At 46.0% G+C, this 26,728-nt stretch carries 25 protein-coding genes; all 25 read left to right on the forward strand.

All coding sequences use genetic code 11. From position 1 onward, the window contains the following. Positions 1 to 30 precede the first annotated feature (30 nt). The 25 genes from NST38_RS11760 to NST38_RS11880 all read left to right on the forward strand — a co-directional run bounded on the left by NST38_RS11760 (position 31) and on the right by NST38_RS11880 (position 26,635). Positions 31 to 2,769, forward strand: a complete 2,739-nt coding sequence (locus tag NST38_RS11760; RefSeq protein ID WP_076249798.1) for an FtsK/SpoIIIE family DNA translocase — start codon at positions 31 to 33, stop codon at positions 2,767 to 2,769. 195 nt (positions 2,770 to 2,964) lie between these two features. Further along, a complete protein-coding gene (gene sleB, locus NST38_RS11765; protein WP_076249797.1) occupies positions 2,965 to 3,792 on the forward strand; it encodes a spore cortex-lytic enzyme in 828 nt (275 codons plus the stop codon). Between the two features lie 126 nt (positions 3,793 to 3,918). Next, positions 3,919 to 5,199: an EF-P 5-aminopentanol modification-associated protein YfmF gene (gene yfmF, locus NST38_RS11770; protein ID WP_076249796.1), complete on the forward strand. Its 1,281-nt coding sequence runs from the start codon at positions 3,919 to 3,921 to the stop codon at positions 5,197 to 5,199. Between the two features lie 3 nt (positions 5,200 to 5,202). Further along, positions 5,203 to 6,483 carry an EF-P 5-aminopentanol modification-associated protein YfmH gene (gene yfmH, locus NST38_RS11775; protein WP_076249795.1) on the forward strand — a complete coding sequence of 427 codons (1,281 nt, stop codon included), beginning with the start codon at positions 5,203 to 5,205 and terminating at the stop codon, positions 6,481 to 6,483. 1 nt (position 6,484) lies between these two features. After that, on the forward strand, positions 6,485 to 7,255 hold the full coding sequence (gene ymfI / locus NST38_RS11780) for an elongation factor P 5-aminopentanone reductase (protein ID WP_076249794.1): 771 nt from the start codon (positions 6,485 to 6,487) through the stop codon (positions 7,253 to 7,255). Positions 7,256 to 7,420: 165 nt separating this feature from the next. Further along, a complete protein-coding gene (locus NST38_RS11785) occupies positions 7,421 to 7,684 on the forward strand; it encodes a DUF3243 domain-containing protein (RefSeq protein WP_017689119.1) in 264 nt (87 codons plus the stop codon). A 197-nt stretch (positions 7,685 to 7,881) separates the two neighbouring features. After that, the gene (locus NST38_RS11790) at positions 7,882 to 8,649 is read left to right on the forward strand and encodes a DUF3388 domain-containing protein (protein WP_036609270.1); all 768 of its coding nucleotides are present in this window, start codon (positions 7,882 to 7,884) and stop codon (positions 8,647 to 8,649) included. A gap of 66 nt (positions 8,650 to 8,715) precedes the next feature. Continuing rightward, entirely contained in the window at positions 8,716 to 9,762 is a 1,047-nt protein-coding gene (locus tag NST38_RS11795) for a helix-turn-helix domain-containing protein (protein ID WP_076249793.1), read from the forward strand. 67 nt (positions 9,763 to 9,829) lie between these two features. Further along, positions 9,830 to 10,000 (forward strand): hypothetical protein, encoded by a 171-nt coding sequence (locus tag NST38_RS11800; RefSeq protein ID WP_017689116.1) that lies wholly within the window; start codon positions 9,830 to 9,832, stop codon positions 9,998 to 10,000. Positions 10,001 to 10,155: 155 nt separating this feature from the next. Further along, entirely contained in the window at positions 10,156 to 10,647 is a 492-nt protein-coding gene (locus NST38_RS11805; protein WP_036609266.1) for a YajQ family cyclic di-GMP-binding protein, read from the forward strand. Between the two features lie 319 nt (positions 10,648 to 10,966). Beyond that, positions 10,967 to 11,554 carry a CDP-diacylglycerol--glycerol-3-phosphate 3-phosphatidyltransferase gene (gene pgsA / locus NST38_RS11810; protein WP_017689114.1) on the forward strand — a complete coding sequence of 196 codons (588 nt, stop codon included), beginning with the start codon at positions 10,967 to 10,969 and terminating at the stop codon, positions 11,552 to 11,554. 107 nt (positions 11,555 to 11,661) lie between these two features. Next, positions 11,662 to 12,918, forward strand: a complete 1,257-nt coding sequence (locus tag NST38_RS11815; RefSeq protein WP_076249792.1) for a competence/damage-inducible protein A — start codon at positions 11,662 to 11,664, stop codon at positions 12,916 to 12,918. A 243-nt stretch (positions 12,919 to 13,161) separates the two neighbouring features. After that, positions 13,162 to 14,226: a recombinase RecA gene (gene recA / locus NST38_RS11820; protein ID WP_036609261.1), complete on the forward strand. Its 1,065-nt coding sequence runs from the start codon at positions 13,162 to 13,164 to the stop codon at positions 14,224 to 14,226. Between the two features lie 283 nt (positions 14,227 to 14,509). Beyond that, on the forward strand, positions 14,510 to 15,247 hold the full coding sequence (locus tag NST38_RS11825; protein ID WP_074094594.1) for a regulatory protein RecX: 738 nt from the start codon (positions 14,510 to 14,512) through the stop codon (positions 15,245 to 15,247). Positions 15,248 to 15,557: 310 nt separating this feature from the next. Then, the gene (gene rny / locus NST38_RS11830; protein ID WP_036670418.1) at positions 15,558 to 17,099 is read left to right on the forward strand and encodes a ribonuclease Y; all 1,542 of its coding nucleotides are present in this window, start codon (positions 15,558 to 15,560) and stop codon (positions 17,097 to 17,099) included. Positions 17,100 to 17,252: 153 nt separating this feature from the next. After that, positions 17,253 to 18,047 carry a TIGR00282 family metallophosphoesterase gene (locus tag NST38_RS11835; protein ID WP_017689109.1) on the forward strand — a complete coding sequence of 265 codons (795 nt, stop codon included), beginning with the start codon at positions 17,253 to 17,255 and terminating at the stop codon, positions 18,045 to 18,047. A 117-nt stretch (positions 18,048 to 18,164) separates the two neighbouring features. After that, positions 18,165 to 18,425: a stage V sporulation protein S gene (locus NST38_RS11840; RefSeq protein ID WP_007430104.1), complete on the forward strand. Its 261-nt coding sequence runs from the start codon at positions 18,165 to 18,167 to the stop codon at positions 18,423 to 18,425. 84 nt (positions 18,426 to 18,509) lie between these two features. Beyond that, the gene (locus NST38_RS11845; protein WP_370511404.1) at positions 18,510 to 19,511 is read left to right on the forward strand and encodes a dipeptidase; all 1,002 of its coding nucleotides are present in this window, start codon (positions 18,510 to 18,512) and stop codon (positions 19,509 to 19,511) included. A gap of 193 nt (positions 19,512 to 19,704) precedes the next feature. Further along, positions 19,705 to 20,277: a phosphate propanoyltransferase gene (gene pduL, locus NST38_RS11850; protein ID WP_017689107.1), complete on the forward strand. Its 573-nt coding sequence runs from the start codon at positions 19,705 to 19,707 to the stop codon at positions 20,275 to 20,277. Positions 20,278 to 20,589: 312 nt separating this feature from the next. Next, positions 20,590 to 22,146: a tRNA (N6-isopentenyl adenosine(37)-C2)-methylthiotransferase MiaB gene (gene miaB / locus NST38_RS11855; RefSeq protein ID WP_036609253.1), complete on the forward strand. Its 1,557-nt coding sequence runs from the start codon at positions 20,590 to 20,592 to the stop codon at positions 22,144 to 22,146. Positions 22,147 to 22,448: 302 nt separating this feature from the next. Then, a complete protein-coding gene (locus tag NST38_RS11860) occupies positions 22,449 to 22,862 on the forward strand; it encodes a RicAFT regulatory complex protein RicA family protein (protein WP_197997748.1) in 414 nt (137 codons plus the stop codon). A 209-nt stretch (positions 22,863 to 23,071) separates the two neighbouring features. Next, positions 23,072 to 23,476, forward strand: a complete 405-nt coding sequence (locus NST38_RS11865) for a PaaI family thioesterase (protein WP_036609249.1) — start codon at positions 23,072 to 23,074, stop codon at positions 23,474 to 23,476. Positions 23,477 to 23,554: 78 nt separating this feature from the next. Next, positions 23,555 to 24,358 (forward strand): NUDIX hydrolase, encoded by an 804-nt coding sequence (locus NST38_RS11870; protein ID WP_036609248.1) that lies wholly within the window; start codon positions 23,555 to 23,557, stop codon positions 24,356 to 24,358. Positions 24,359 to 24,425: 67 nt separating this feature from the next. Next, positions 24,426 to 24,983, forward strand: coding sequence for a cysteine hydrolase family protein (locus NST38_RS11875; protein WP_036670420.1), 558 nt, complete (start codon positions 24,426 to 24,428; stop codon positions 24,981 to 24,983). A gap of 197 nt (positions 24,984 to 25,180) precedes the next feature. Continuing rightward, the gene (locus NST38_RS11880; RefSeq protein ID WP_036609243.1) at positions 25,181 to 26,635 is read left to right on the forward strand and encodes a nicotinate phosphoribosyltransferase; all 1,455 of its coding nucleotides are present in this window, start codon (positions 25,181 to 25,183) and stop codon (positions 26,633 to 26,635) included. Positions 26,636 to 26,728 lie beyond the last annotated feature (93 nt).

A 26,728-nucleotide genomic window follows, 5' to 3' on the forward strand; every position in this document is an offset into this window, starting at 1 on the left:
GTATAATATTCTTCTGGGGGTGACCTGATTTTGGCCAGAAGAAAAAAGAGGAAAAAAAAGGGCGCTGGTTTTAGTGGCGTTTTAAAATATGAAATTTACGGGATTGTGCTTATTACCCTTGCTGTCATAGCATTATCGGGTGAAGCCACCGTTGGACGTTCGCTTTCCAAGATGTTCGGACTGATGCTTGGTAAGTTTTATTTTGCGATTCCACTTGTTGGTATTTATTATGGTCTCATGGTGATGATTCACCGGAAATGGCCGAGTGGTTGGACCACACGCAAGACAGGACTTGTTTTGCTGGTCTTTGCCTTAACCTTGATGAGTACTGTCTCTGCAATGCACCAGAAGCTCATTCCGGTTGGTGCGCTTGAGCCTGGTGCTGTGATTACGCAGGTACATAATGATATGCAAACCGAGTTGCTAACCCCTGCTGTACCAGGTGAGAGGGACTCCATGCTTAACAAGGACATCAGCGGTGGTTATCTCGGAGCTGGGCAATTTGCTCTTTTCCTGTGGCTGTTCGGCAGTCTTGGGGCGAGACTCATCATGATTGTCATGTTTATCATCAGTTTTATGCTGATTACGAGTCTATCTTATGTGGATTTGATACGAATATTCCGAACAAAGATTTGGGATGCCGGGAGTTCGATGTACAAAAAGCTGGAGTCGAGACCCTCTGCACGTTCTGCTTCAACTTCTGATGCCAGAAAGAAAGGTAACGCCCGTAAAGTGGTACCTGTTCCTGTTGAAGATGACGAAGACGAGTATGAGGATGAATTAGAGGAACAGCATCTACCAAAACGAAACTCGCCCATATTCTTCCAACTTTTTGGGAAATGGGGAGCTAAACGGGAACAGGCGACATCAGGACGTGAAATGGATGAGGTCGATTCGGCAGAAACAGAACAGATTGTGTACCGCGCCGAACAAGATCACAATCTAGAGGCGTGGCAGGATGCAACCGAAGACGTAACTAACAAATCAGCTTCATCACGTGTTCCTGTTCAGGCTAAACCTAACTCAGCGCCGATCATTCGAGACTTTTTTGAGCATGTCAGAACAGAAGAGGCAAGCATTGAAGATGATCTGGACGATGCTTATCCTTTCCCGGATAATCTGGCCGATCCAAACGTAGTACAACAGGGCGAGCATACCATTAAAATAACGGATGAACTGGTAGAGACAGAGTGGTCTGCATCCGATGCAGGTACAAACGGGATGAATGCTGTGGATGAGATTCAGAGTGGAGAAGAAGTACCTAATGATGCAATGCAGGGAACAGATACTCCAACTCCTGAAGGGCAGGACACACAACCGGTGAAACCACCACCGCCACCTCCTAAGCCGTACAAGCTACCATCATTCCGTCTACTTGCCAAGCCAAACAATGGGGGCAAGGCGGGTGACCAGAAGGATTATATGCAAACAGCACGTAAGCTGGAAGCCACACTGGAAAGCTTCGGTGTTCGTGCCAAAGTACTTGAAGTGGTTCGTGGTCCTGCCGTTACAAGATATGAAATTCAACCTGACATTGGTGTCAAGGTCAGCAGAATTGTCAGCCTAACTGATGATATCGCGTTGGCTCTGGCGGCAAAAGATATTCGGATGGAAGCACCGATTCCCGGAAAGTCTGCTATTGGTATCGAAGTACCTAATGGTGAAGTATCGGTTGTAACGATGCGTGAAGTAATGGAGACAGCAACGTTCCAGGAGGCAGAATCCAAAGTGACCATTGCATTTGGCCGAGATATCTCGGGACAGACGATTATTGGTAACTTGGCTCGTATGCCCCATTTGTTGGTTGCGGGTGCTACAGGTTCCGGTAAGTCGGTGTGTATTAACGGAATTATTACCAGCATATTGTACAAAGCCAAGCCGGATGAAGTGAAGTTCCTGATGGTCGATCCCAAGATGGTTGAGTTGAACGTATATAACGGGATTCCCCATTTGCTGGCACCGGTAGTAACTGATCCTAAGAGAGCGTCACTTGCTCTCAAAAAGATTGTGGTTGAGATGGAGAAACGATATGAACTGTTCTCCAAATCAGGCACTCGTAACGTTGAAGGTTACAATAATCTGATGAAAGATAATCCTGCGGCTGTTCTGCCTTATATTGTTGTCATTGTGGATGAGCTTGCAGATCTCATGATGGTTGCAGCCGGAGATGTTGAAGATGCGATTGCGCGGCTTGCCCAGATGGCTCGTGCAGCCGGTATCCATCTGATTATTGCTACACAGCGGCCTTCTGTGGATGTTATTACTGGCGTAATCAAAGCCAACATACCTTCTCGTATCGCCTTCGGTGTATCCTCACAGGTGGACTCTCGAACCATTCTGGATATGGGTGGGGCCGAGAAACTGTTGGGTCGCGGAGACATGTTATTCATGCCAATGGGCGCATCGAAACCGGTTCGTGTACAAGGTGCTTTTATGAGTGATGAAGAAGTGGAAAATATTGTGAATTATGTACGTGGTCAAGGTGAAGCACAGTATGATGAGTCCCTTGTACCTGAGGTGGACGACTCTATCCAGGCTGAAGATGAAGTACAGGACGAGTTATACGAAAAGGCAGTACAGATTATTCTGGAGGCCAAGCAAGCGTCTGTTTCTCTGCTACAACGTCGAATGCGAGTAGGATACACCCGTGCCGCACGTTTGATTGACTCCATGGAATCCCGGGGCGTGATTGGTCCTTACGAGGGTAGCAAACCACGGGAAGTGTTGGTCTCGCTTGAAGAGTACCAACAAAACAAAATAAGCTCGTAGCTTGTAATGCACATGAATATTCAGGCGATTCGAGCCCTCAACCTTAATGGTTGGGGGCTTTTTTCATACAATTTGACTGAAGTTTTACCATGATGTCCAATGATCGGATGATTTGGTGCATAGGAAGCAAGCAGGCTTGTCATAATAACCTTAGCGATTCTGTTAATCCCACAAGAGAAAGGTAGAGCACAGTCGATGCGAAAAATGAACATATGGCTTTTCACTGCTATTTTGCTGATGTCCGCATTGGGAATCCGTTATTTGCTTCCTGAGAATGCAGCAACCGAAAGTTCGAATCAAAGCACATCACAAGATGAAGAGAAAGCCTTGCCTACTTTCAGCAGCAACGCTGTGAAATATGGAAGTTACGGTCAGGATGTATATGAGCTTCAGGGGCGTCTGAAGTACCTGGGATTTTACAATGGTAAAATCGACAGTAATTTTGGCAACAGCACACTGAAATCCGTCAAATGGTTTCAATCCGAGTTTGGCATGAAGGCAGATGGTGTGGTTGGAGCTGAGACCAAGCTCAAGCTGTACAATGCGTCAACCAAATGGTCGCCAACAGAGCCGCCGCTACACAAGGAATCCTCAGGTGGAGGTGGAGGTAGCAACAATACGGCAGATAAAGAGCAAGACAATATGGGATCTGCCAATGCCCTTGGTCTCTCAGAGAATGAACTCAAGATTATGGCTAACGCTGTATATGGTGAAGCCCGGGGTGAACCGTTTGAAGGTCAAGTCGCAGTAGCGGCAGTAATAATGAATCGCGTGAAATCACCAAGCTTTCCTAATACGCCTTCAGGCGTGATCTTTCAACCAGGTGCATTTACGGCTGTAGCGGACGGACAGATCTATTTGGAACCAAACGCACAAGCCAAAAAGGCAGTTGAGCAGGCCCTGAATGGATGGGATCCGTCCGGTGGATGTCTCTATTATTTTAACCCGAAGACAGCAACATCCAAATGGATCTGGACCCGCCCACAAGTGAAAACAATCGGACAGCATATCTTTTGTATGTGATGATGTTGGAAGCAACCAGAAGGCGTGACTTCGGTTGCTTCTTGCCTTTTGAATGGGTTAAAATGGTTGTTACGTTTAGCTTAATACGATTGCATGATAAATGACGCCGTAAAGGGGTTTTGACATTTGAATACATCAGGATTCGAACGAGGTAGCAAGAGACAGTTTCGTATACATGTGCTTCCCACTAAACGTTTTAAAACGTTTGCTATATCGTTATATGCAGGAGTTCCCTTACGGGAAGATACAGTAACCAAAGTAGCACTGACACCTTTTGTTCTGCGACGCGGCACGGAGACCTATCCGGAAACAACGCAATTCCGTGAGCAACTGGAGCATCTGTATGGAGCAGGTTTTGGTTTTGACGTTTATAAACGCGGGGATTACCAGATTGTACAGTTCCGAATGGATACCATTAATGATTCCTTTGTTGGAGGCGATGAGCAGCTACTCGATCGTTCATTTGCCTTCCTTGGAGAGGTTCTTACCCGACCTGCACAGGAGAATGGACATTTCAGGACGTCTTATGTACAAGCAGAGCGAGAGACTGTTCGTAAAAAGCTGGAGTCCATCGTGAATGATAAAATGCGCTATGCTGCTGAACGCAGTATCGAGGAAATGTGCAAGAACGAGCCATACCGTCTTCATCCATTGGGTGAGCGAAAGGATCTGCCTGGGATTGAGCCCGACACACTGACTGCGTCTTATCAGGAGTGGCTGCAGCAGGCGAGTATGGATCTGTACGTGGTAGGGGATACGACACTGGAGGAGGTCGAGAACCTTGTTCAGCGTCATTTCAATGTAGATCGAACGTCCTCCTCTGATTACCAGACACAGGCAGCGGTTCGAGGAGATAAGGAAGTGGAGACTGTTGTTGAGCGACTGAATGTGAGTCAGGGAAAACTCAATATGGGACTCCGTACATCTATCACTTATGGAGATCCACAGTATGCCGCAGCACTAATGTACAACGGGATTCTCGGTGGTTATCCTCATTCCAAACTGTTTGTCAATGTTCGTGAAAAAGAAAGCCTGGCGTATTACGCGTCATCGCGATATGACGGACATAAGGGCATTGCAACGATTCAATCCGGGATTGAAATCCCTAATTATGAGAAGGCTGTCACCATTATCAAGCAGCAGCTGGAAGAAATGAAAAGCGGTACAATCAGTGATCTGGAAATGTCTCAGACCAAAGCAATGATCCGTAACCTGCTTAAGGAAATGCAGGATTCTGCTTTTGAGATGATCGCTTATGACTTCAATCGACAGTTGTCTGGTAAAGAAAGAACGGCTGAAGAACTGTTGGCTCAGGTAGAACATATTAGCAAGGAAGATGTACGTGAGGCGGCAGAACAATTCCGTCTGGATACGATTTATTTCTTGCGGGACGAGAAGGAGGAATAATCGGTGGAGAGCATTCGGTATGAGCATTTGCAGGAGACACTATATTACGAAGTAATGGATAACGGACTGCATGTCTATATTTTGCCTAAACCGGGGTTCCAGAAAACGTATGCTACGTTTGCAACCAAGTATGGATCGGTGGATAATCATTTTCAGGTTGAGGGGCAGGAAGAAGTGAAGGTCCCGGATGGGATTGCTCATTTCCTGGAGCATAAAATGTTTGAAGAACCAACAGGCGATATTTTTGCAACATTTGCGTCTCACGGTGCCTCAGCTAATGCGTTTACGAGCTTTGATCAGACGGTTTATTTGTTTTCAGCGACTGAATATGTGAATGAAAATATACAAACATTAGTCAACTTTGTGCAAAATCCTTACTTCACGGATCAAAATGTGGAAAAGGAAAAAGGCATTATTGGACAGGAAATTGACATGTATGCTGATAATCCGGATTGGCGTGTTTATTTTGGATTGATCGAAGCCATGTATCAGAAACATCCGGTGCATATCGATATTGCAGGAACGGTGGAATCCATCCGTACGATTACCAAAGAGATGTTATATGAGTGTTATAACACCTTCTATCACCCGAGTAATATGCTCTTGTTTGTGGTGGGTGGTGTAGATCCACAAGAAGTCATTGATATGGTTCGATCGAACCAGGAGCAGAAGGATTATAAGCCACAGGGGAGCATTCAACGTTTCTTCGAACCGGAGCCTGAGCAGGTAGGAGAAGCCAGACGGGAAGCGAAACTGGCTGTTTCACTGCCCAAATGTCTGTTTGGATTCAAGGAGACGGACGTTGGACTTACCGGGGAACAATTGTTACGGCGAGATATGACAACGCAGCTGATGATGGACCTTTTGTTTGGCTCAAGCACACGATTATTTCAGAAGCTCTACGATGAAGATCTGATCTCGGACAGCTTTGGACATGAGTATAACAGTTCGCCGCAATATGCTTTTTCAGCCATTGGTGGTGATACAAAAGACCCGGATCAACTGCTCGCGCGTATACGTGAAGAAGTGGATGCCATTGTAGAAAAAGGGTTCGAATCCACGGATTTTGAACGTGCACGCAAAAAGAAAATAGGCGGATATTTGCGTATGCTCAATTCTCCGGAGAACATTGCGCATGAATTTACACGTCAGCAATTCCGTGGCGGTGATTTTTTCAATATGCTGCCGCTCTATGAATCGATTACACTGGAAGATGTAAATCTCAGACTGAGAGAGCATATTCGGTGGGATCATCTGGCTGTATCGCTAGTCGTGAGTCCGTGATATGGAGAGGGGAACGGGACAATTGAAGGCAATCGGGGAAATGACTGTACTGGTAACTGGCGCAAGCGGTGGCATCGGAGCGGCTATCGCAGAACGCTTTGCCAGAGTGGGAATGAATGTTGTTATACACTATATGAGATCGCATGAAGCAGCGAATGAAGCCGCCAGACGGTGCATGGAACAAGGCAGTGGAAAAATCATGACCGTGTCTGCGGATCTTCGCAGCCGGGAACAGATTGAGCGTATGCGTGAGAAGCTGGAGTCGCACAATCTCATGCCAGATATCCTTGTGAACAATGCAGGAATCTCGCACTATGGGATGTTGTCTGATGTTACAGAGGAGATCTGGGATGAAGTGATGGCGATTAACCTCAAAGGCACGTTTATGTGTACACAGGAAATGATGCCTCACATGATCTCCCAAAGGTACGGACGGATCATTAATGTATCGTCGATCTGGGGACTGTCTGGTGCTTCTTGTGAGGTGCTGTATTCCACAACCAAAGGTGGGGTGAATGCATTCACCAAAGCGCTTGCGAAAGAACTCGCACCTTCCGGAGTAACCGTAAATGCCGTTGCTCCTGGTGCCGTTCAAACATCCATGCTGAACCATCTGGATCAGAGTGAACTGAAGATGCTGGAAGAGGAAATTCCGGCAGGAAGACTTGCTCAACCTGATGAAATCTCATCATTGGTTTATTTTTTGGCCCTCCCTGAATCGGGTTATATCAATGGGCAGATCATCAGTCCAAATGGCGGTTGGTTAACGTAAAAAAAGCAAGAAAACTTGACTGGCTGTGAACGAACCAGGTGAAGGTTGCTGAGAAGCAGTCGTCTTTCCGGATTATTTTCAAAATGCTCGTATATAAAATGCCTCGAAAGCACATATTACAACTGTTGATTTTAAATCTCATGCGTCATCTAAGGAGGATTTATCATGTCAACAGAAAAAACAGTGCTCTCCAGTTTTGACACATGGAAGAAGTTCCTGGGTGACCGCGTACTGCAAGCAGAGAAGATGGGGATGAGTGAAGAAACCATCAACAAACTTGCGTATGAAATCGGCGACTTCCTTGATGAGAAAGTCGATCCGGCGAACCATTCCAACCGGGCATTGAAAGAGTTATGGGATGTCGGCGATGCTGATGAGCGTCGTACGATTGCGTGCCTGATGGTCAAATTGGCCAAACAAAACGCATAAGATTACAGATGAAGAGCTCCCGCAAGGGGGCTTTTCTCTAATGATTACAAACGGATTACAGAGCTGTTCTTGTAATTCATTTTCATTTTATATATCATTAACGTGACCCATTTTTAGAAGATGTCTCAGATTGTTGTCCAGTGGATATGTTCTGTTGCTGTCGAATAATGGGGAATAATGCATTACGGGGTGTTGAAATGGAATCTAAACAATGGTACATGGAATATAAAATACATAAGAACAGGCCCGGTTTGTTAGGCGATATTGCCTCTATGCTGGGGATGCTTGAAGTGAATATATTGACCATTAACGGTGTTGAAGGCAAAACTCGAGGCATGTTGCTTGAATCGGATGATGATGAAAAAATCCGTTTGCTTGGTGAAATGCTTGGCAAAGTAAACAGCATCACCGTATCGGCTTTGCGGCAACCTAAATTGGTGGATATTTTGGCCGTACGTCATGGCAGATACATTGACCGTGACTCGGATGATCGCAAGACATTTCGTTTCACACGAGATGAACTTGGGTTACTTGTGGACTTTTTGGGTGAAGTATTTAAGAGGGAAGGCAATCAGGTCATCGGTTTGCGCGGAATGCCTCGTGTTGGCAAAACGGAGTCTATTATTGCGGGCAGCGTATGTGCAATGAAGCGATGGACGTTTGTTTCCTCCACACTTCTTCGTCAGACGATAAGGAGTCAAATGTCCGAAGACGAATTGAACCCAAACAATGTCTTCATCATTGACGGAATTGTAAGTACGATTCGTTCCAGTGAGCGGCATTACAACCTGTTGCAGGATATTATGTCCATGCCTAGCACCAAAGTTATTGAACATCCGGATATTTTTGTACAGGAATCCGAATATGATTTTAATGATTTTGATATTATTATTGAATTGCGTAACATTCCCAATGAAGAGATTATTTATGATACGTTTACGGCTAGCTACACCGATGAATTGTAAGGAACCGTACGGAATCATGGAATAGATTAGCAACAACTCAAGAGATAAACATAAGGAGGAGATGGCATGTCTGAACTGGGTCAGCAGTTAAGGGAGGCCCGGCTGCAAAAAGGGATGAGTCTTGACGATGTACAGGAAATGACAAAAATTCGCAAGAGGTATCTGGAGGCCATAGAAGCAGGAGACTATAAAGTGCTGCCGGGTAGCTTCTATGTGCGTGCTTTCATCAAAACCTATGCGGAGACCGTGGGACTGAACCCTGATGAGCTGCTGGAGGGACACAAAAAAGACGTACCCGAAGAAGAGACGGAAGCAACGATGGAACCGGTTATTCAGAAGCGTTCCAGCCGTCCGGTTGAGCGTAGTAATCGGTGGATGTCTGTCGCGTTGATGTGGACATTCCCTGTTTTGATCGTAGTACTGTTGTATGTATACGTGGTGTATAACAATGGTGATGAATCAGATAATCCGGGTCTTGATCAGGTCAAAATTACAGACAGTCAACAACAGCCTGAGGACAAACCGGATCAACCTGCCGACAACGGACAGGCATCTAATCCGCCTGCGACAGACTCAGGTACTGACGGTACTGGTGAGGGCGACGCTGGCGGTAACGGTGGCGGTACAGACACGGAAGGACAGACGGACGGTCAAACTGATGGCCAAACGGACGGACAGACGGATGAAACTGAGGAAAAACCAACTGACAATTCACCGTCTAATGTGACTGTTGCAGAAGATGGGAAATCAGGGAATATTACGAACTTTAAAGTTAACGGTAGTGCAGGGCAACCTGTAACGGTTACGATCAAAGCAACAGGTAATAGCTGGCTGGAAGTGTATAAAGGCGAAAACTCCAGTGGAGAGAAGTTGGAGTATGGTAACACAGCCGAAGGTGACAGCTATACCTTTGAGTTGGATAGTGTAGGCATGTATATTAAGTCTGGTTACGCTGCAGCGACCACGATTGAAGTTGGCGGGCAAGTTGTAACGGATGGCAAGGCGACCAATCGGATCCGTTTGAAGCTTGGTGAAGACAGTAGTGGTACTACTTCCACAGGTGTTGAAAATGGATCAACGGATGGTACAGGAGGTACCACGGGTAGCGAATAACCGGGTCAACTGCAGGAGACAATAATCGTGTCTTAACTTGCAGTTAACTTTTGGTGAAGTGAGGTGGATGGCTGTGACAGTCAGCTGGATCGTAACAGGTTTAGGGATCATTGTCAGCCTCCTGGGTTATTACCTGACTCCAAGTGCTTGGGGTTACGGAATATTGGGTTTTGGACTTGCACATGTACTTTTGGGTGTGCTCGATATGTTCAGACAGCCCAACCGCAGCCGCTATTAGGTTGGAAGCTAAACCAGCGAGCATTTTTGGCAGCCACTTGAAGTGGAAGCCAAAAATGCTTTTTTCTTTGTGTAAAACAGCTTGAAATTAGACTTTTGCTTAAGGTATCCTCTATAATGTTACAGAACATACGATTAACTGAAAGGGTGACTGGTTTGAGCTCAGAAAATTCATTTGATATCGTGTCCAAAATGGACTTGCAAGAACTGACAAATGCCGTTACACAAACCGAGAAAGAAATTGGCGCTCGTTATGACTTCAAGGGCAGCAAGAGCAGCCTGAAACTGGATAAGGATGCGTTAACGATCGTATCTGATGATGAGACCAAACTCAAGGCTGTCATTGAAGTGCTGCAATCCAAAATGGCGAAGCGTGGTCTACCATTGAAAAACATTGATTACGCAAAGGTAGAGCCAGCGTCTTCTGGTACAGTCCGCCAGCGTTTGAATTTTAAACAGGGGATTGATCAGGACATCGCCAAGAAAATCAATATCCTGATTCGGGACTCCAAGATGAAGGTGAAGAGTCAGATTCAGGGAGATCAACTTCGGGTAACTGGTAAGAGTAAAAATGATTTGCAAGCTGTCATGCAGTTGCTAAATGGTGCTAACCTGCCTCTGGATTTGCAATATACAAATTTCAAGTAATAAGGCCTTTTTGTAGCAAAAGTGTTTTTTGACACGGTATTGGGCGTATATTATACTAAGTGTGCATTGCTGGCAGTCAAGCATCAAGTCCAGTCCTCATCGTTTGCTGACTTTGTGAAAAGCAGTACATCTTCTGGAAGTCACCGGAACGTTTAAAGCGTTTTGCTTTTGAGCGGTTGACTTTATTTTTTGCGTTTCTACATAGTGGGATCATGTTAATATGGATTGACATTGAAACTGTACATTTCATGTTCCGGATGATGATAACGGGATTATGATGATTGTTTGGAGTAATGGAGGATATGAGGGAGGGCGTCTTGTGAATTTACCCAACCGGATTACGCTTGCACGAATTTGCTTAATCCCTTTTTTGATGGTGTTCCTGCTCGTGGATTTTCCATTTTATCCAGAGCCGTTGCAGCTTGGAAGCTTGTCGCTTCCGTATAATCAACTGATTGCTGCTGTTATTTTTATCATCGCCGCAAGCACAGATGGAATTGACGGATACCTTGCGCGGAAAAATAACATGGTTACCAATCTGGGGAAACTGCTCGATCCACTCGCAGACAAGTTGCTGGTTACTGCAGTTTTGATCTCGCTTGTGGAGATGGGCAAGCTGGATTCCTGGATTGCAGTTGTGATTATTAGTCGTGAATTCGCAGTTACCGGCTTGCGTCAAATTGCATTGCTGGATGGTTCGGTTGTTGCCGCTAGTGCTTGGGGCAAGCTGAAGACTGTAGTGCAGATTGTGGCGATTGTGCTGTTGCTGTTGAACAATTTCCCGTTTTCATACACGGGTATTCACGTCGATATTATCGCGGTATGGGCAGCAGCGCTTATTACCATCTGGTCGGGTATCGATTACTTTATCAAAAACAAAAATTTGCTTCATTTAACAAAAGCATAATGGTTTGTTCTTAAATGGGTAATCATGAAGGAAGCATTGGGTCAGGGGCAATAGGAAATTATCCTATTGCCCTTTGATCACTCACCACGTGTACAGGAGGATGCTCAATGAAGGCAGAAATCATTGCAGTTGGCACAGAGCTACTGCTTGGACAAATCGTCAATACCAATGCCAGATACCTATCCCGTGAATTGGCTGCGATGGGGATCGATGTATATTTCCAAACGGTGGTTGGGGATAACCTGAACCGACTTAGTGAAGCTATTCGCATTGCGCAGAGCCGTGCAGACGTTATTTTATTTTCCGGTGGCATCGGACCTACCCAAGATGATCTGACCAAGGATGCGCTCGCAGCTGTTCTTAACCGGAAACTGCATACAGATCGAATGGCAATGGACAAAATTGAGAGCTTTTTCAGAGATCGTAATGTGGATATGACAGAGAATAACCGACGTCAGGCGATCGTTATTGATGGCGGAACACCTCTGGCCAATGAAACGGGCCTTGCGGCAGGAAATGCGATTTCTGACAATGACAAATATTATGTTGTGATGCCTGGACCACCTAAAGAGTTGATTCCAATGTTTGAACAGGAAGTCAAACCTTGGCTGTTCCAGCATGTACTCACAGAAGAGATGCCGATCTATTCCCGAATGCTCAAATTCGCAGGTATTGGTGAATCTGCTCTGGAAGATCGACTTCTGGATCTGATTGACGCGCAGACAGACCCTACGATTGCTCCTTACGCGAGCGAAGGCGAAGTTACGGTACGCGTCTCCACAAAGGCTGCGAGTGAGGGAGAGGCGAAGCTGAAGCTGGATGCGATGGAGGTTCAGATTCGGGAGCGTTTGACAGAACATCTCTACGCGAACGAGGATGTGCCTATAGAGTACACGATTGTAACCATGATGTCTGACATGGGGCTGACGCTCAGCGCTGCTGAGAGCTGTACAGGAGGGCTTGTCATGCAAAGTCTGACCTCTATACCCGGAAGTGCGTCAATGCTCAAAGGTGGAATTGTTTGTTACTCCAATGAAATTAAAGAAAAGCTGCTGAATGTGCCTCATGATTATCTGGAAGGTGAAGATGCACCTGGGGCGGTAAGTCCTGAGGTTGCAAAAGTGCTTGCTGAGCAGATTCGCATGATTGGCGATGCTGATTTTGGCTTGGCTGTTACCGGTGTAGCTGGACCGGGATATTCGGAACGCAAACCACCCGGACTTGTCTTCATCGCTCTTGCTGAACGTGGAAAAGAGACGGAAATTCATGAGCTGCGTATTAATGGTAATCGCGAGACGGTTCGCATTCGTTCAGCCAAAGCGATTCTCTATCGCTTATGGCAAAAACTTGTGGCGATGGATTGATTAGTTAATAGCTTCGATTGCATTTACAGTTCCAAGCAAGTATAATTAAGGAAGACGGAAGAACCGTAGAATTAGGCTTTACAGCCTTGTTTACGGTTCTTTTTTCTGTTTAATGGAAAGTTTCCTTGAGGAAGAGGCGCCTCGGCCTTTACAAAAAAAACGAATGTATGTTCGAAAAAAAGCTTGGCAAACGTGTTAAAACAAGGTATCATTATCTTATAAACAGTAAAGGGTGTGAGCTTATTGTCAGACCGTCGTGCCGCGCTTGATATGGCGCTCCGTCAAATAGAGAAGCAATTTGGTAAAGGATCCATCATGAAACTGGGTGAGTCCACTCATATGAATGTGGAAATTATTCCCAGCGGTTCCTTGGCTTTGGATATTGCATTAGGAACAGGCGGCTTGCCTAAAGGCCGTATTGTTGAAATATATGGACCTGAATCTTCTGGTAAAACAACCGTAGCATTGCATGCTATCGCTGAAGTACAAAGAGCGGGTGGACAAGCTGCATTTATCGATGCCGAGCATGCTCTTGACCCACAGTACGCAAGCAAACTTGGTGTTAATATTGATGAATTGCTTCTGTCTCAGCCAGATACGGGTGAGCAAGGGCTGGAAATTGCAGAAGCTCTTGTACGCAGTGGTGCAGTAGATATCGTCGTTATTGACTCTGTAGCCGCATTGGTTCCAAAAGCAGAGATTGAAGGCGAAATGGGCGATTCACACGTTGGTTTGCAAGCGCGTTTGATGTCTCAGGCGCTGCGTAAACTGTCTGGTGCAATCAGCAAATCCAAAACAATCGCAATTTTCATTAACCAGCTTCGTGAGAAAGTCGGCGTTATGTTTGGTAACCCGGAAACAACACCTGGTGGTCGTGCTCTGAAGTTTTATTCCACAGTACGTCTGGATGTGCGTCGTATTGAGAGTATCAAATCAGGCAATGACATGATTGGTAACCGTACTCGTATTAAAGTTGTGAAAAACAAAGTGGCACCTCCGTTTAAACAAGCGGAAGTGGATATCATGTATGGCGAGGGTATTTCGAGAGAAGGCAGTATCATTGACATTGGTACAGAGCTGGACATCGTTAATAAAAGTGGTGCTTGGTACTCCTACGAAGGCGAGCGTTTAGGACAAGGCCGTGAGAACGCAAAGCAGTTCATGAAAGAGCATAAAGATATTGCTGACATCATTGAACAAAAAATTCGTGTAGCCAGTAACTTGGTTACTGCAGTTCCTGCGCCAACGAGTGAAGAGCAACAAAAAGAAGCAGCAGAAGAACAAGAATTGTTTGAAATCAACGAGTAATCTCTCAAAACCTCTCTTGTAGGGAGGACCCTGAGGGTGTTCCCCACTGGACTCCGTAAACTTATCTGATTGAGCTTGGATCAATCTGGATAATGGATTGTAGTGGGAGTACTCGTGCTGTCTAACAGCCCCTGTCCCAATGGACAGGGGCTGTTAGCACGCTAACTGTGGAGTAAAGGCCGGGCAGAGTTCCCGGTCTTTTGTATTATTGGTGTTCTTTTGTCTTATGTGAAGATGTGCTTGGCGTAGTCAGAATGAAAATGTTATGAAAGGGGAGACCAGAATGGATCAACATGACGAGGATTTATATGAAGAAGCAGAACAGGACGGCCTATCCCAATTTCCGGACAACGAAGAACTTATTATTACACGTGTAGAACGAACGAAGAGCAGGCAAGCTCGTTATCGAATCACTTTTGGCATCCACTCCATTACGGTTCTTGAAGATGTGATGATTAAATACAGGATGACTCAAGGTAATACGTTTATGAAGAAGGATCTGGAAGATATCATTCTAGCTGATGAGCGACAGCGGACGTATGCACAGTCTCTGCGTTTTTTGGAGCATAAGCCACGTACGCGCCATGAATTAAGTCAGAAACTTCGTCAGAAGGAGTTTGCTGCACCTTTGATTGAAGAGGCGCTGGATCGGCTTGAGCGGGAGAACCTGGTGGATGACGATCTATTTGCGAAGGAATGGACAAGACAGCGTATGGAGGGCAAGCGGAAGGGAAAACTGTGGATAAGGCAAGAGCTGCGTCAAAAGGGCATTGCCAATGATCTCATTGTTGAGGCACTAGAAGGGATAAGTACAGATGCGGAATTTGAGACTGCTTTGAGTGCTGGACGAAAAAAATGGAATCAGGTCAAAGGGGACGTCAAAGAGAAGAAAAATAAAACGCTTCCCTTCCTAATGAGACGTGGTTTTTCAATGGATATGGTGCGCCGGGTCGTGAATTGTTTAATTGAAGAAGATGAGGCTGGGGACCCTGAAGATGACGAAGCGTTGTTATGGGATTAGCAGACTAGAGTCTCTATACTGCATTCTCTTGACAATTTCTTTCGTCAAATACTAAAATGGACATGAGTCTGTAAGAAATGGACAACCCTTTTTCCTTCCAAAAAAGCGGTTTCGGTTTCTTAAGATTTATACCATTCTTAATTATGGGTTCGCTGGAAACAGTGAATAGTACGTGGAAACATGTACATGTGAAATGAAAATCGGCGGGGGATCGCCGTGAGTATTCGTTATTCCCAAACATATGTAAGGTTTGAAAACTGCAAATTGACCCAAGGAATGCCTTGGAGGAACCAACGAGGAGGTGAACAGTATGGAAATTGCAATCACGATCGCTCTCGTTGCAGCCGCGCTATTCATTGGGTTCGGAGTAGGATATTTTATTCGCAAATCTCTTGCAGAGGCTAAAATCTCTAGTGCGGAACAAGCTGCCGTACAAATCGTGGAGAACGCGAAGAAAGAGGCAGAAGCACTGAAGAAAGAAACGGTGCTGGAGGCGAAGGATGAAATCCATCGCATTCGCGCTGAAGCTGAAAAAGACACTCGTGAACGTCGGAATGAAATTCAACGACAAGAAAGACGATTGTTGCAAAAAGAAGAGTCGCTGGATAAAAAATTGGAATCACTCGAACGTAAAGAAGAGCAAGTGGCTAACAAAGAGAAACGAATTGATGAGACTCAGCAGCAGATCGAAATGATTTACAAAAACCAGGTGACAGAGTTGGAACGTATATCCAACCTCACCATGGAAGACGCACGCAGTATCATACTGTCCAACGTAGAACAGGAAGTTCGTCATGAGACGGCTCAAATGATCAAGGACATTGAACAACAAGCGAAGGAAGAAGCGGACAAAAAGTCCCGCGAGATTATTACACTCGCCATCCAACGTTGTGCGGCTGACCACGTAGCGGAAACAACGGTATCTGTTGTTACCCTGCCAAATGAAGAAATGAAAGGCCGGATTATCGGTCGTGAAGGACGTAACATCCGTGCGCTTGAAACCCTTACAGGGATTGACCTCATTATCGATGATACGCCAGAAGCTGTTATTCTGTCGGGCTTTGACCCGATTCGCCGTGAAATCGCCCGTACTGCCCTGGAGAAACTGGTGGCTGATGGACGTATTCACCCGGCACGGATTGAAGAGATGGTTGAGAAATCCCGCAAAGAAGTGGATGAGCGCATCCGTGAATACGGTGAGCAAGCTACCTTTGAAGTGGGCGTGCATGGTCTGCATCCGGATCTGATCAAAATTTTGGGCCGGTTGAAGTTCCGTACAAGTTACGGTCAGAACGTCTTGAAACATTCCATGGAAGTCGCTTATCTGGCTGGACTGATGGCTGGCGAACTGGGAGAAGACGTAACTCTGGCAAGACGTGCAGGTCTATTGCATGACATCGGTAAAGCGCTGGATCACGAAGTGGAAGGATCACACGTCGAAATTGGCGTGGAACTGGCGAAGAAATACAAAGAACATCCGGTTGTAATCAACAGTATCGCGTCCCATCACGGAGATTGCGAAGCGACTTCGGTCATTGCCATGTTGGTTGGCGCAGCAGATGCGCTCTCCGCAGCAAGACCAGGCGCACGCCGCGAAACGCTGGAAACGTATATCAAACGACTGGAGAAGCTGGAAGAAATCTCAGAATCCTTCGAAGGTGTCGAGAAATCGTACGCCATTCAGGCCGGACGCGAAGTTCGCGTTATGGTACAGCCTGAGAAGATCGATGATGCTGAAGCATTCCGCTTAGCCCGTGACATCACGAAGATGATTGAGAATGAACTCGACTATCCGGGTCACATCAAAGTCACCGTCATCCGGGAAACCCGTGCGGTTGAATACGCAAAATAGAGCATTACGGAAAAGTGGCCGCAGTAGTGGGCCACTTTTCCTGTTGATAGCCTGTTAAAGGCAACTACACATCATGGAGCATGAGATAGAGTCCTGCAAAGGTTCAACATTTGAAGTAAGAGGACTTTGCAGGAATTGAGGAGGCAGTAATCAATGAAAGTTTTGTTTATTGGTGACATTGTAGGCAACGTGGGACGTAAGGCATTAAAGGAAAATTTACCGTATCTGAAATCGAAGTATAAGCCACATGTAGTGATTGTGAATGGTGAAAATGCGGCAGCAGGTCGCGGCATTACCGGCGCAATCGCAAATGAGTTTTTCAACTGGGGTGTACATGGTATTACACTTGGTAATCATACTTGGGACAATAAGGATATTTTTGATTTTATAGATGATGAGCCCCGCATGATTCGTCCAGCGAACTTTCCACCAGGCACACCAGGACGAGGGTACACGGTTGTCAAAGGCGAAGGGAAAGAGCTGGCGATTGTCAATCTTCAAGGAAGAACGTTCCTGCCTGCTCTGGATTGTCCATTCCGTGTAGCTGATGAAATTGTAGATGAGCTGCGCCAAGACCATAAATGTATTTTAGTTGATATGCATGCTGAAGCAACGTCAGAAAAGATTGCCATGGGATGGCATCTGGATGGACGTGCGTCTCTCGTTGTAGGTACACATACGCATGTACAGAGTAATGATGATCGGATTTTGCCTGGAGGAACAGCTTACTTGACGGATGCAGGCATGGTAGGGCCTCGTGACGGCATTTTGGGCATGGAGCGTGAGGCCGTGCTGCGTAAGTTCTACACCCAGCTACCTGTACGTTTTGTTGTAGATGATGGCAAATGGCACTTCCATGGTGTTTTTGTTGAAATTGATGAAGCCACAGGTGCGGCAACACGCATCGAAAAAATTCGTCTGATGGAGGACGAGTGGCGCATGGAATAGGGGTATTGTCCCAATTTGCAGGGAAACCCGTCTAAAAAGAAGGAATTTTTTTGCCTCCCGCGAATAACATCTAGTAAGTGGAAACAAACTTTCAACATTCCCAGGGAGGTACTTACCATGGATGTATTAAAAGTTTCAGCAAAGTCCAATCCTAATTCTGTAGCCGGCGCTCTTGCAGGGGTTCTTCGTGAACGTGGAAATGCTGAACTGCAGGCAATTGGAGCGGGAGCACTGAACCAAGCCATTAAAGCGGTAGCGATAGCCCGGGGATTTGTAGCACCAAGCGGAGTTGACCTGATTTGTATTCCAGCTTTTACAGACATTGTGATCGACGGCGAGGACCGAACGGCCATTAAGCTGATTGTGGAGCCCAGATAATACATGCAGTATGCATTGAACCTGTTTACGATGTAGACAGGTTTTTTTGCGTTTTTTGCAATCACATATTGAGGAGGGTTTAAGATGTCCATGTCTGATTGGCGTGTAGCTGATTTTCACTGTGATGCACTGAGCAAAATTTTGATGCAGCCTGCTCTTTCATTCCAAGATGCTCCACAACTGGATGTGAACTTGCAACGTTTGAAAGAGGGGAATGTAGGGTTGCAGGCGTTCGCGATCTATTTACCCGAAGTACTTGGCAGAGGCAAGTTTGAACATGTGATGGGGCAGTTGGAGATTTATCGTAGACGTGTGGAGAGAAGTCAGGAGCGGCCTGGCGGCACACAGACGTTGTTATGGCGTGAACAGGTGGCTCAGGTGGGGCAAACAGAGGGTCCGTGGGGGTTAATCACACTGGAGGGTGTGGATGGCCTGGAGGGCAACCTGTTCTATCTGGAGTTATGTTATCAGATGGGCGTTCGAATTATTGGACTAACGTGGAATTATGCCAATTGGGCGGCTGACGGAGTAATGGAGAAGCGTGGAGCAGGTCTGACCGAGAAGGGGAAGGAACTGGTGCGCCAGTGTAATGAAATCGGAATGCTGCTCGACGTGTCACATCTGACAGAGAAAGGGTTCTGGGAACTGGCTGACTTGAGTAAACGTCCTTTTATCGCCTCCCACTCCAACAGCTACAGCGTATGTCCCCATGTGCGTAATCTGAAAGATGATCAGATTCAGGCTATCATTGCCCGGGAAGGGCGGATTGGACTGACGTTTGTACCCTGGTTTGTAAAGCAGGAGGGTGTTGTACGTATAGAAGATCTGCTGCCTCATATTGAGGAGATCTGCTCTCTGGGCGGGCAACATCACCTGATGATGGGGTCTGATTTTGATGGGATTTCAACGTATATTCAGAAACTTGAACATTCAGGACATTATCCGAGACTGACGGAAATCCTGCTCAAGCATTATGATGAACATTTAGTGCGCGGCTGGTTGTGGGGGAATGCGATGAGTTATCTGGGGGAACACTTGCCAGAGAGCAATCCGAAGATGCAGATGAAGGGGAATTCCATGAAATAGTGAACTGGTGTGTGCGTTGAATGTGTTGAATTGAAACTTGTTTTCCAAATAAAGGAGGGGAATGATGGTGAAATAAGTGTATTTCATGAATTTTCACCAGTTCGTTTTCATTTCACTCCAAAAAGGGGTATAATACCATTGGATTGTTAAGAGCCTGAGTACAGGCCATAGATAAACAAGGAGTGAATTTACAATGAGTAAAACAGTACCTGTGGGCGTATCTGCCCGTCACATTCATGTATCCCAAGAGCACGTTGAAATTTTGTTTGGCAAAGGTTATGAACTGACTGAATTTAAACCTCTGTCCCAGCCTGGCCAATACGCTGCTAACGAAACTGTAGCGGTAATTGGTTCGAAAGGACAGTTTGATAAAGTGCGTATCCTTGGACCTGTTCGCCCTGAAACGCAACTGGAAATCTCCATGACAGATTCATTTGCGATTGGTGTTAAAGCACCTGTACGTGAATCTGGAAGCATTGAAGGTACACCAGGAATCACAATTAAAGGTCCTGCTGGCGAAGTAACGATTGATAAAGGTGTTATCGTTGCTGCTCGTCACATTCACTTCCATACTTCTGATGCTGCTAAATGGGGTATCGAGGACAAACAAATGTTGAAAGTTCGTCTGGGTGGAGATCGTGGTCTGGTACTGGAAAATGTACTGGCTCGTGTATCCGATTCTTTTGCACTGGACATGCATATTGATACAGATGAAGCTAACGCTGCTGGCGCTCGTAATGGCGACACTGCTGAAATCATCGATTAATTACATGTAATAGCCTCAGCCCCCAATTATGGCGGTCTGAATAACAGTTAAACCTGAGCACAGCCAACAGGGGCCGGTTATTACCAGCCCTGATGGCAAGGCTCAGGTTTTTGTGTTTTCTGAGTGTTCTTCTGAGCATGGCATGTTTCGGATTAGACGAAGGGAGATGCGCTTTGGATGTGGAACTACAGCCCAATTCATGCTATAATTTGCTGTAATGCTCTTTTAATGTTCCAAGCAAGATATTCATGTGGAACAGGGATGAATGAACGATTTTTTATTAATAGAGGCTGTAAGGAGTGACCGAAGGAAATGGCTAAAGACTCAAAAAAGGATTACTCCCAATATTTTGATTTCTCCGATGCCAAAGTAATTTCGCAAGATGAATTCAGCAAAAAGATAAGAATCCGGGGCCGTGAGATTAACATCAAATCGGAACCCAATCATCGTCAGGAGAAACAGCGGGGCAAGGAAGACGTCCAGGTGCTTTACGAAAATGCCGTTCCCGATGAGCTGAAAAACATAGGGAAAGGTAAACACTATATTGTATATACGTATGGATGTCAGATGAACGAGCATGACTCGGAGACCATCAAAGGACTCCTTGAGTCTATGGGATATCAGGCTACAGAGAATCGCAAAGAAGCTGATATTATTCTGCTCAATACGTGTGCCATACGAGAAAATGCGGAAGATAAAGTATTTGGTGAGCTCGGTCACCTCAAAACGCTAAAACTCGAACGTCCGGGATTGTTACTTGGCGTATGCGGTTGTATGTCCCAAGAAGAAGGCGTCGTCAACCGAATCATGCAGAAGCATGGCTTTGTGGATATGATCTTTGGTACACATAACGTGCATCGACTGCCACATCTAATCCAGGAAGCGTTGTTCAGCAAAGAAATGGTTGTTGAGGTATGGTCAAAGGAAGGCGACATTATTGAGAACCTGCCGAAGAAACGTGAGGGTATGCGCGGCTGGGTGAATATTATGTATGGCTGCGACAAGTTCTGTACATATTGCATCGTTCCGTTTACGCGGGGCAAAGAACGCAGCCGTCGTCCTGAAGATGTCATTGCCGAAGTTAGGGATTTGGCACGACAAGGCTTTAAGGAGATCACGCTGCTTGGTCAAAATGTGAATGCGTACGGCAAGGACTTCACCGACCTGAACTACAGTTTTGGTGACTTGATGGATGCCATTCGCCAAATTGATATTCCAAGAGTACGTTTTACAACCAGTCACCCACGTGACTTTGATGACCACTTGATTGAAGTGCTGGCCAAGGGCGGAAATCTGGTGGAGCACATTCATCTTCCGGTGCAATCTGGCAGTTCAGAAGTACTCAAACGTATGAGCCGCAAGTATAACCGGGAACACTATCTGAAGCTGGCTGACAAAATTAAAAAGGCCATCCCGGATGTTGTGTTGACAACGGATATTATTGTTGGTTTTCCGGGGGAAACGGAAGAACAGTTTGAAGATACACTTTCCCTTGTCCGTGAAGTAGGGTATGATTTTGCCTATACCTTTATTTATTCCCCGCGTGAAGGTACACCGGCTGCAGTGATGGAAGACAACGTACCGATGGAAGTGAAGAAGGAACGTTTGAAGCGCTTGAACGAAACGATCAACGAATACAGCCACCGAAGCAATGAAGAGCAACGCGGTAAAATCGTTGAAGTGCTCGTTGAAGGCGAGAGCAAACGGAATTCCGAAGTTCTGGCAGGACGTACACGCAGCAACAAGCTGGTGCATTTTGAAGGACCTAAAGATTTGATCGGTACTTTCGTACAAGTGGAAATCACCGATCCGATGACTTTTTATATTCGGGGCAACCTGCTCTCCGAGCCGGTAGCTGCCAATCAGTAATACACACACACAAATAAGATGAATGATTTTTTGCACTTAGCGGGGTTACGCCGAGCGTAGCGAAGGTGACGGAATCGATTCTGTAGAAGCGAAGCGTTCGCCTTTGTCTCCGAATATTAACCTTGAACAATCTCAATCGAAAAAATTCGGAGACAACAGCGATCAAAAGAACGATCCGACACCGCAGCGGTCACTCAGCAGTCAGCTGAACTTAGTGCAACAGTGAGTTTTCATCTTATATCATCTCATAGAATGGAGCGATTTCAGTGGCGCAGGAAGAAGTGCAGTACAACCATTATGGAATGCCAACCTACGATACGCGCAATCTGGTCATACGCGACGACATTATGGGAAAAGCCAAAGAATTGGCTGATATGCTCGGAACGAGTGAGGAAGTTAGACAGTTTCAACAGGCTGAAACCAAAATTCGGGATCATGAGCGCATCCAGCAGTTGATTGCAACGATCAAGAAAAAACAAAAAGAGATTGTTGCTTTTGAAAGCTTCAAAAATGTGGAGATGGTCAGCAAAATTGAACAGGAAATTGAAGATCTGCAAAGCGAACTGGACAGTATTCCATTGGTTACGGAATTCCAGCAGAGCCAGAGCGACATCAACTACTTACTTCAACTAGTGATCTCTGTAATCCGGGATACGGTTTCTGAAAAAGTAAACGTGGAGGCTGGAACGGATTCACCTCCGACCAGTTGCGGTTAAATGACGGAAGGGTGCGGACGCTGTCCGCGCCTTTTTTGACATTACATAACTGTTAACGTGGAGTGGCTATCGCCAAGTACTCGGAATATAATTCCAAGCAAAGCTCCACGCTGTGGGGTTATTTTGTGTGGCGTAGCTGATTTTTAATGATAAAGGCACATGACATCAAGAGAGCTTGATACGTACAGTGAATAAAGGAGAAATGAATAATGAGTATTTTGGACAAAATGGTGGAAGACGGAGACGGACGATTCTGGGGATTTCTAGGTTGTCGTTATATTAAAGGAGACGGAAAAGAAGTACAGATCGCGTTGACAGCAGGCGAACATCATACCAACTCCATGGGGATCATTCATGGGGGTGTATTGACTTCACTGATGGACCAGGCAATGGGTATGGTTGCAACAGCAGCAATGGAAGTGGATGGCTGTGTGACAACAAATCTGAACGTACATTTTCTTGCACCAATGAAACAAGGGGAATTAACGGTGACAGCTACGGTACTGCATCAAGCAGGACGCAGTGTTACGACTCAATCTGAGGTTCGTGATGCGTCGGGCACGTTGGGATGTATGGCTACGGCGACATTCCGCATAGCACGCCCGAGAACGTAACGCATGAATCCTGCGGTTGACAAAAGATATTATTATGTCATAATGAAATTATCAAAATGAAAATAGTCGGTGGTGCCCATGAGCGAAAACTACGAACACTTTAATGCAGAGAGCGACGAACAAGCAGCACGTGCTTATAGTTCCCAAAAATATCGTACCCCCGATGGTGTTCCTGCGGATATCGTTATGTTCACCTTAACCAAGCGGGAGCGCAAGACGGTGACGAAGACACTTCCCATTCGGGAACTGAAAGTGATGCTGATCAAGCGCAAAGGCTGGCCTTTTGCAGGCAGATGGGCATTACCCGGTGGATTTTGTCAGGAGAATGAATCCATCTACGGTGCAGCGAAGCGTGAGTTGATGGAAGAGACAGGTGTAGACGGTGGACATCTGGAATACTTGAATGTATACAGTCAGCCGGGTCGTGACCCGAGGGGCTGGATTATCTCACACGCATTTTTCGCGCTTGTAGAAGAATGGATGCTGGATCAACGCCAAGCGGCAGATGATGCTGAGGATGTTGGGTTGTTCACGATTCAGGAGGCGCTGCAAGAACTGGAACTGGCCTTTGATCACAGAACAATCATTGAAGATGCTTATCGACGTATTCAACAGCAGATGCTGGAAACGACGATTGCTCGTCAGTTCCTGCCACGTGATTTTACATTAAGTGAATTATATCAGGTTATTCAAAGTGTTGTACCGGATTTTGAAGAACCAAACTTCATTCGCAAGATTACGTCTACCCGCAGCCGTAAAGGCATTGTGGAAGAAGTAAGAGATGAAGAGGGGAACCTGGTGAGTTCCAACCAGTACTCGCAGCGTCCGGCGCAGTTATATCGTTTTACAGAACTCGTACCACGCCTGTCCATCTACACGTAATAAGGTGTAGATGTGTCAATCTGATTGAATCAGGATCAACCATTTCTGGGCTAAGGGAGTGTTGACGATGAAAGCACTGATTGTCATTGATTTTACGAAGGATTTTGTGACAGGTTCTTTGCCTGTAGGTCAGCCGGCAGTAGAGATCGAAGAGACAATTGCAGCTGTAACCGAGGCCTACTGTAAGAACAAACATGAGGTAATCATGGCTGTGGATCTACACGAAGAAAATGATCCGTATCACCCGGAGACTGTACTTTTCCCACCTCATAACATCAGAAATACGGAGGGAAGACAGTTATATGGTCGTCTTGCCCGAGTGATGGAAGAACGGAAAACAGATATACAGTGGATGGATAAGACGAGATATAGTGCATTCTGTGGGACCGATCTGGAACTCAGACTGCGTGCACGTGGTATTACGGATATTGCACTGATTGGGGTATGCACGGATATTTGCATATTGCATACCGCAGTGGACGCTTACAATAAAGGTTTTCATATTACGGTATACGAAGATGCCGTTGCCAGCTTCAATCCGGCAGGGCATGAGTGGGCACTTGGACATTTTCGTTCCAGCCTTGGTGCTTCGGTGGTTAAGGCGAGCGAGACAGTCTTGGCTTAATTTACTCCATAGTCATGTTTGGTTGACTCCATGTTAGGAACCGGATGAATGTGGTGAATGGTGTATAGAGTTTTTTACGGGAGACTTGTTTGTTTAATACGGATGAACAGAATCATGAAGAATGAGTCTCCATATGTTAACCCGTGTTCACAGATGAAATCTGGGGGCACGAGCGGAAGTCAGAGAGGATGAGACAAATGCAGACAACTAGCCTGGCTTTACATACGGATAAATATCAGATCAATATGATGTACGCCCATTGGGTGAATGGTACTCACAAGCGGAAGGCGGTATTTGAAGCCTATTTCCGTAAACTTCCTTTTGGTAACGGATATGCGGTATTTGCCGGATTGGAACGTATTGTGAACTATATCAGCCAGCTTCGGTTTACGATGGACGACATCAAATTTTTATCCAAACAAGAGGAAAATTACGATCCGGTCTTTCTGGAAGAGTTGCTCCAGTTTTCATTTCAGGGGACGATTCATTCCATGAAGGAGGGTGCAATTGTTTTCCCTGACGAACCGCTCATTCGGGTAGAAGGCTCCATTATGGAGACTCAATTGGTGGAGACGGCGATACTTAACTTCATGAATTATCAGACGTTGATTGCAACCAAGGCTTCGCGGATCAAACAGGTAGCACAACAGGATACGTTGCTCGAATTCGGCACACGGCGTGCGCAGGAAGCGGATGCTGCCATCTGGGGCGCACGTGCCTCGTATGTAGCAGGCTTCGATGCAACGTCTAATATGCTGGCCGGAGAGCGCTTCGGAATCCCAACAGCAGGTACTCATGCCCATTCCTGGGTACAGAGCTTTATGAGCGAACAGGAGGCGTTTGACGTGTATGCCAAAGTGTTGCCTGATCAGGTTACACTGTTGGTTGATACCTTTGACACATTGAACAGTGGAGTACCTCACGCCATCAAGACAGCCAAGAAGTTGGAGAGCCAAGGCAAAAAGATGAATGCCATTCGTCTCGACAGTGGTGACCTAGCGTACTTGTCGATTCAGGCACGTCAGATGTTGGATGAGGCTGGCTTGGATTATGTGAAAATTGTTGCATCTAATGATTTGGATGAAAACACGATTTTCAACCTAAAGGCTCAAGGAGCACGGATTGATACATGGGGTGTTGGTACACAGTTGATTACCGCTTCTGACCAGCCATCTTTGGGTGGAGTGTACAAATTGGTGGAGCGTGAAGTGGACGGTGCCATGCTGCCTACGATCAAAATATCTGCCAATCCTGAAAAGGTGTCCACTCCAGGTAAAAAGGAAGTGTTCCGGATCATTGATCCGAAACATGGCAAAGCGATTGCAGATTATATCTGCTATCCAGAGGAAGAGCAGCCGCTACAGGGCGGACCGCTCAAGCTGTTCAACCCGCTACACCCTTATCTGAAAAAGACGGTTACCCGCTACGAAGCGGTGAATATGCTGGAGCCAATCTTTGTGAATGGACGTAAAGTGTATGAACTGCCTAATTTGGATGAGATTCGGGCGTACCACCGGGAACAGATGAACCTCTTCTGGCCTGAATACCAACGGAAGCTCAACCCGGAGATCTACCGTGTGAACATCAGCCCTGCGGCATGGAATATGAAGCAGAAGCTCATTGCGGAACATGTGAAATCCACAGAGGAATAATTCACACATAAGAATTACAGAGAGGCATAACCAGTGAGGTATACTGGCTTATGCCTTTTTGATGCCTATAAAATGTATACGTTCTTAGCGGAG

This window comes from Paenibacillus sp. FSL H8-0104, from assembly GCF_038050215.1.
Taxonomy (GTDB): domain Bacteria; phylum Bacillota; class Bacilli; order Paenibacillales; family Paenibacillaceae; genus Paenibacillus; species Paenibacillus amylolyticus.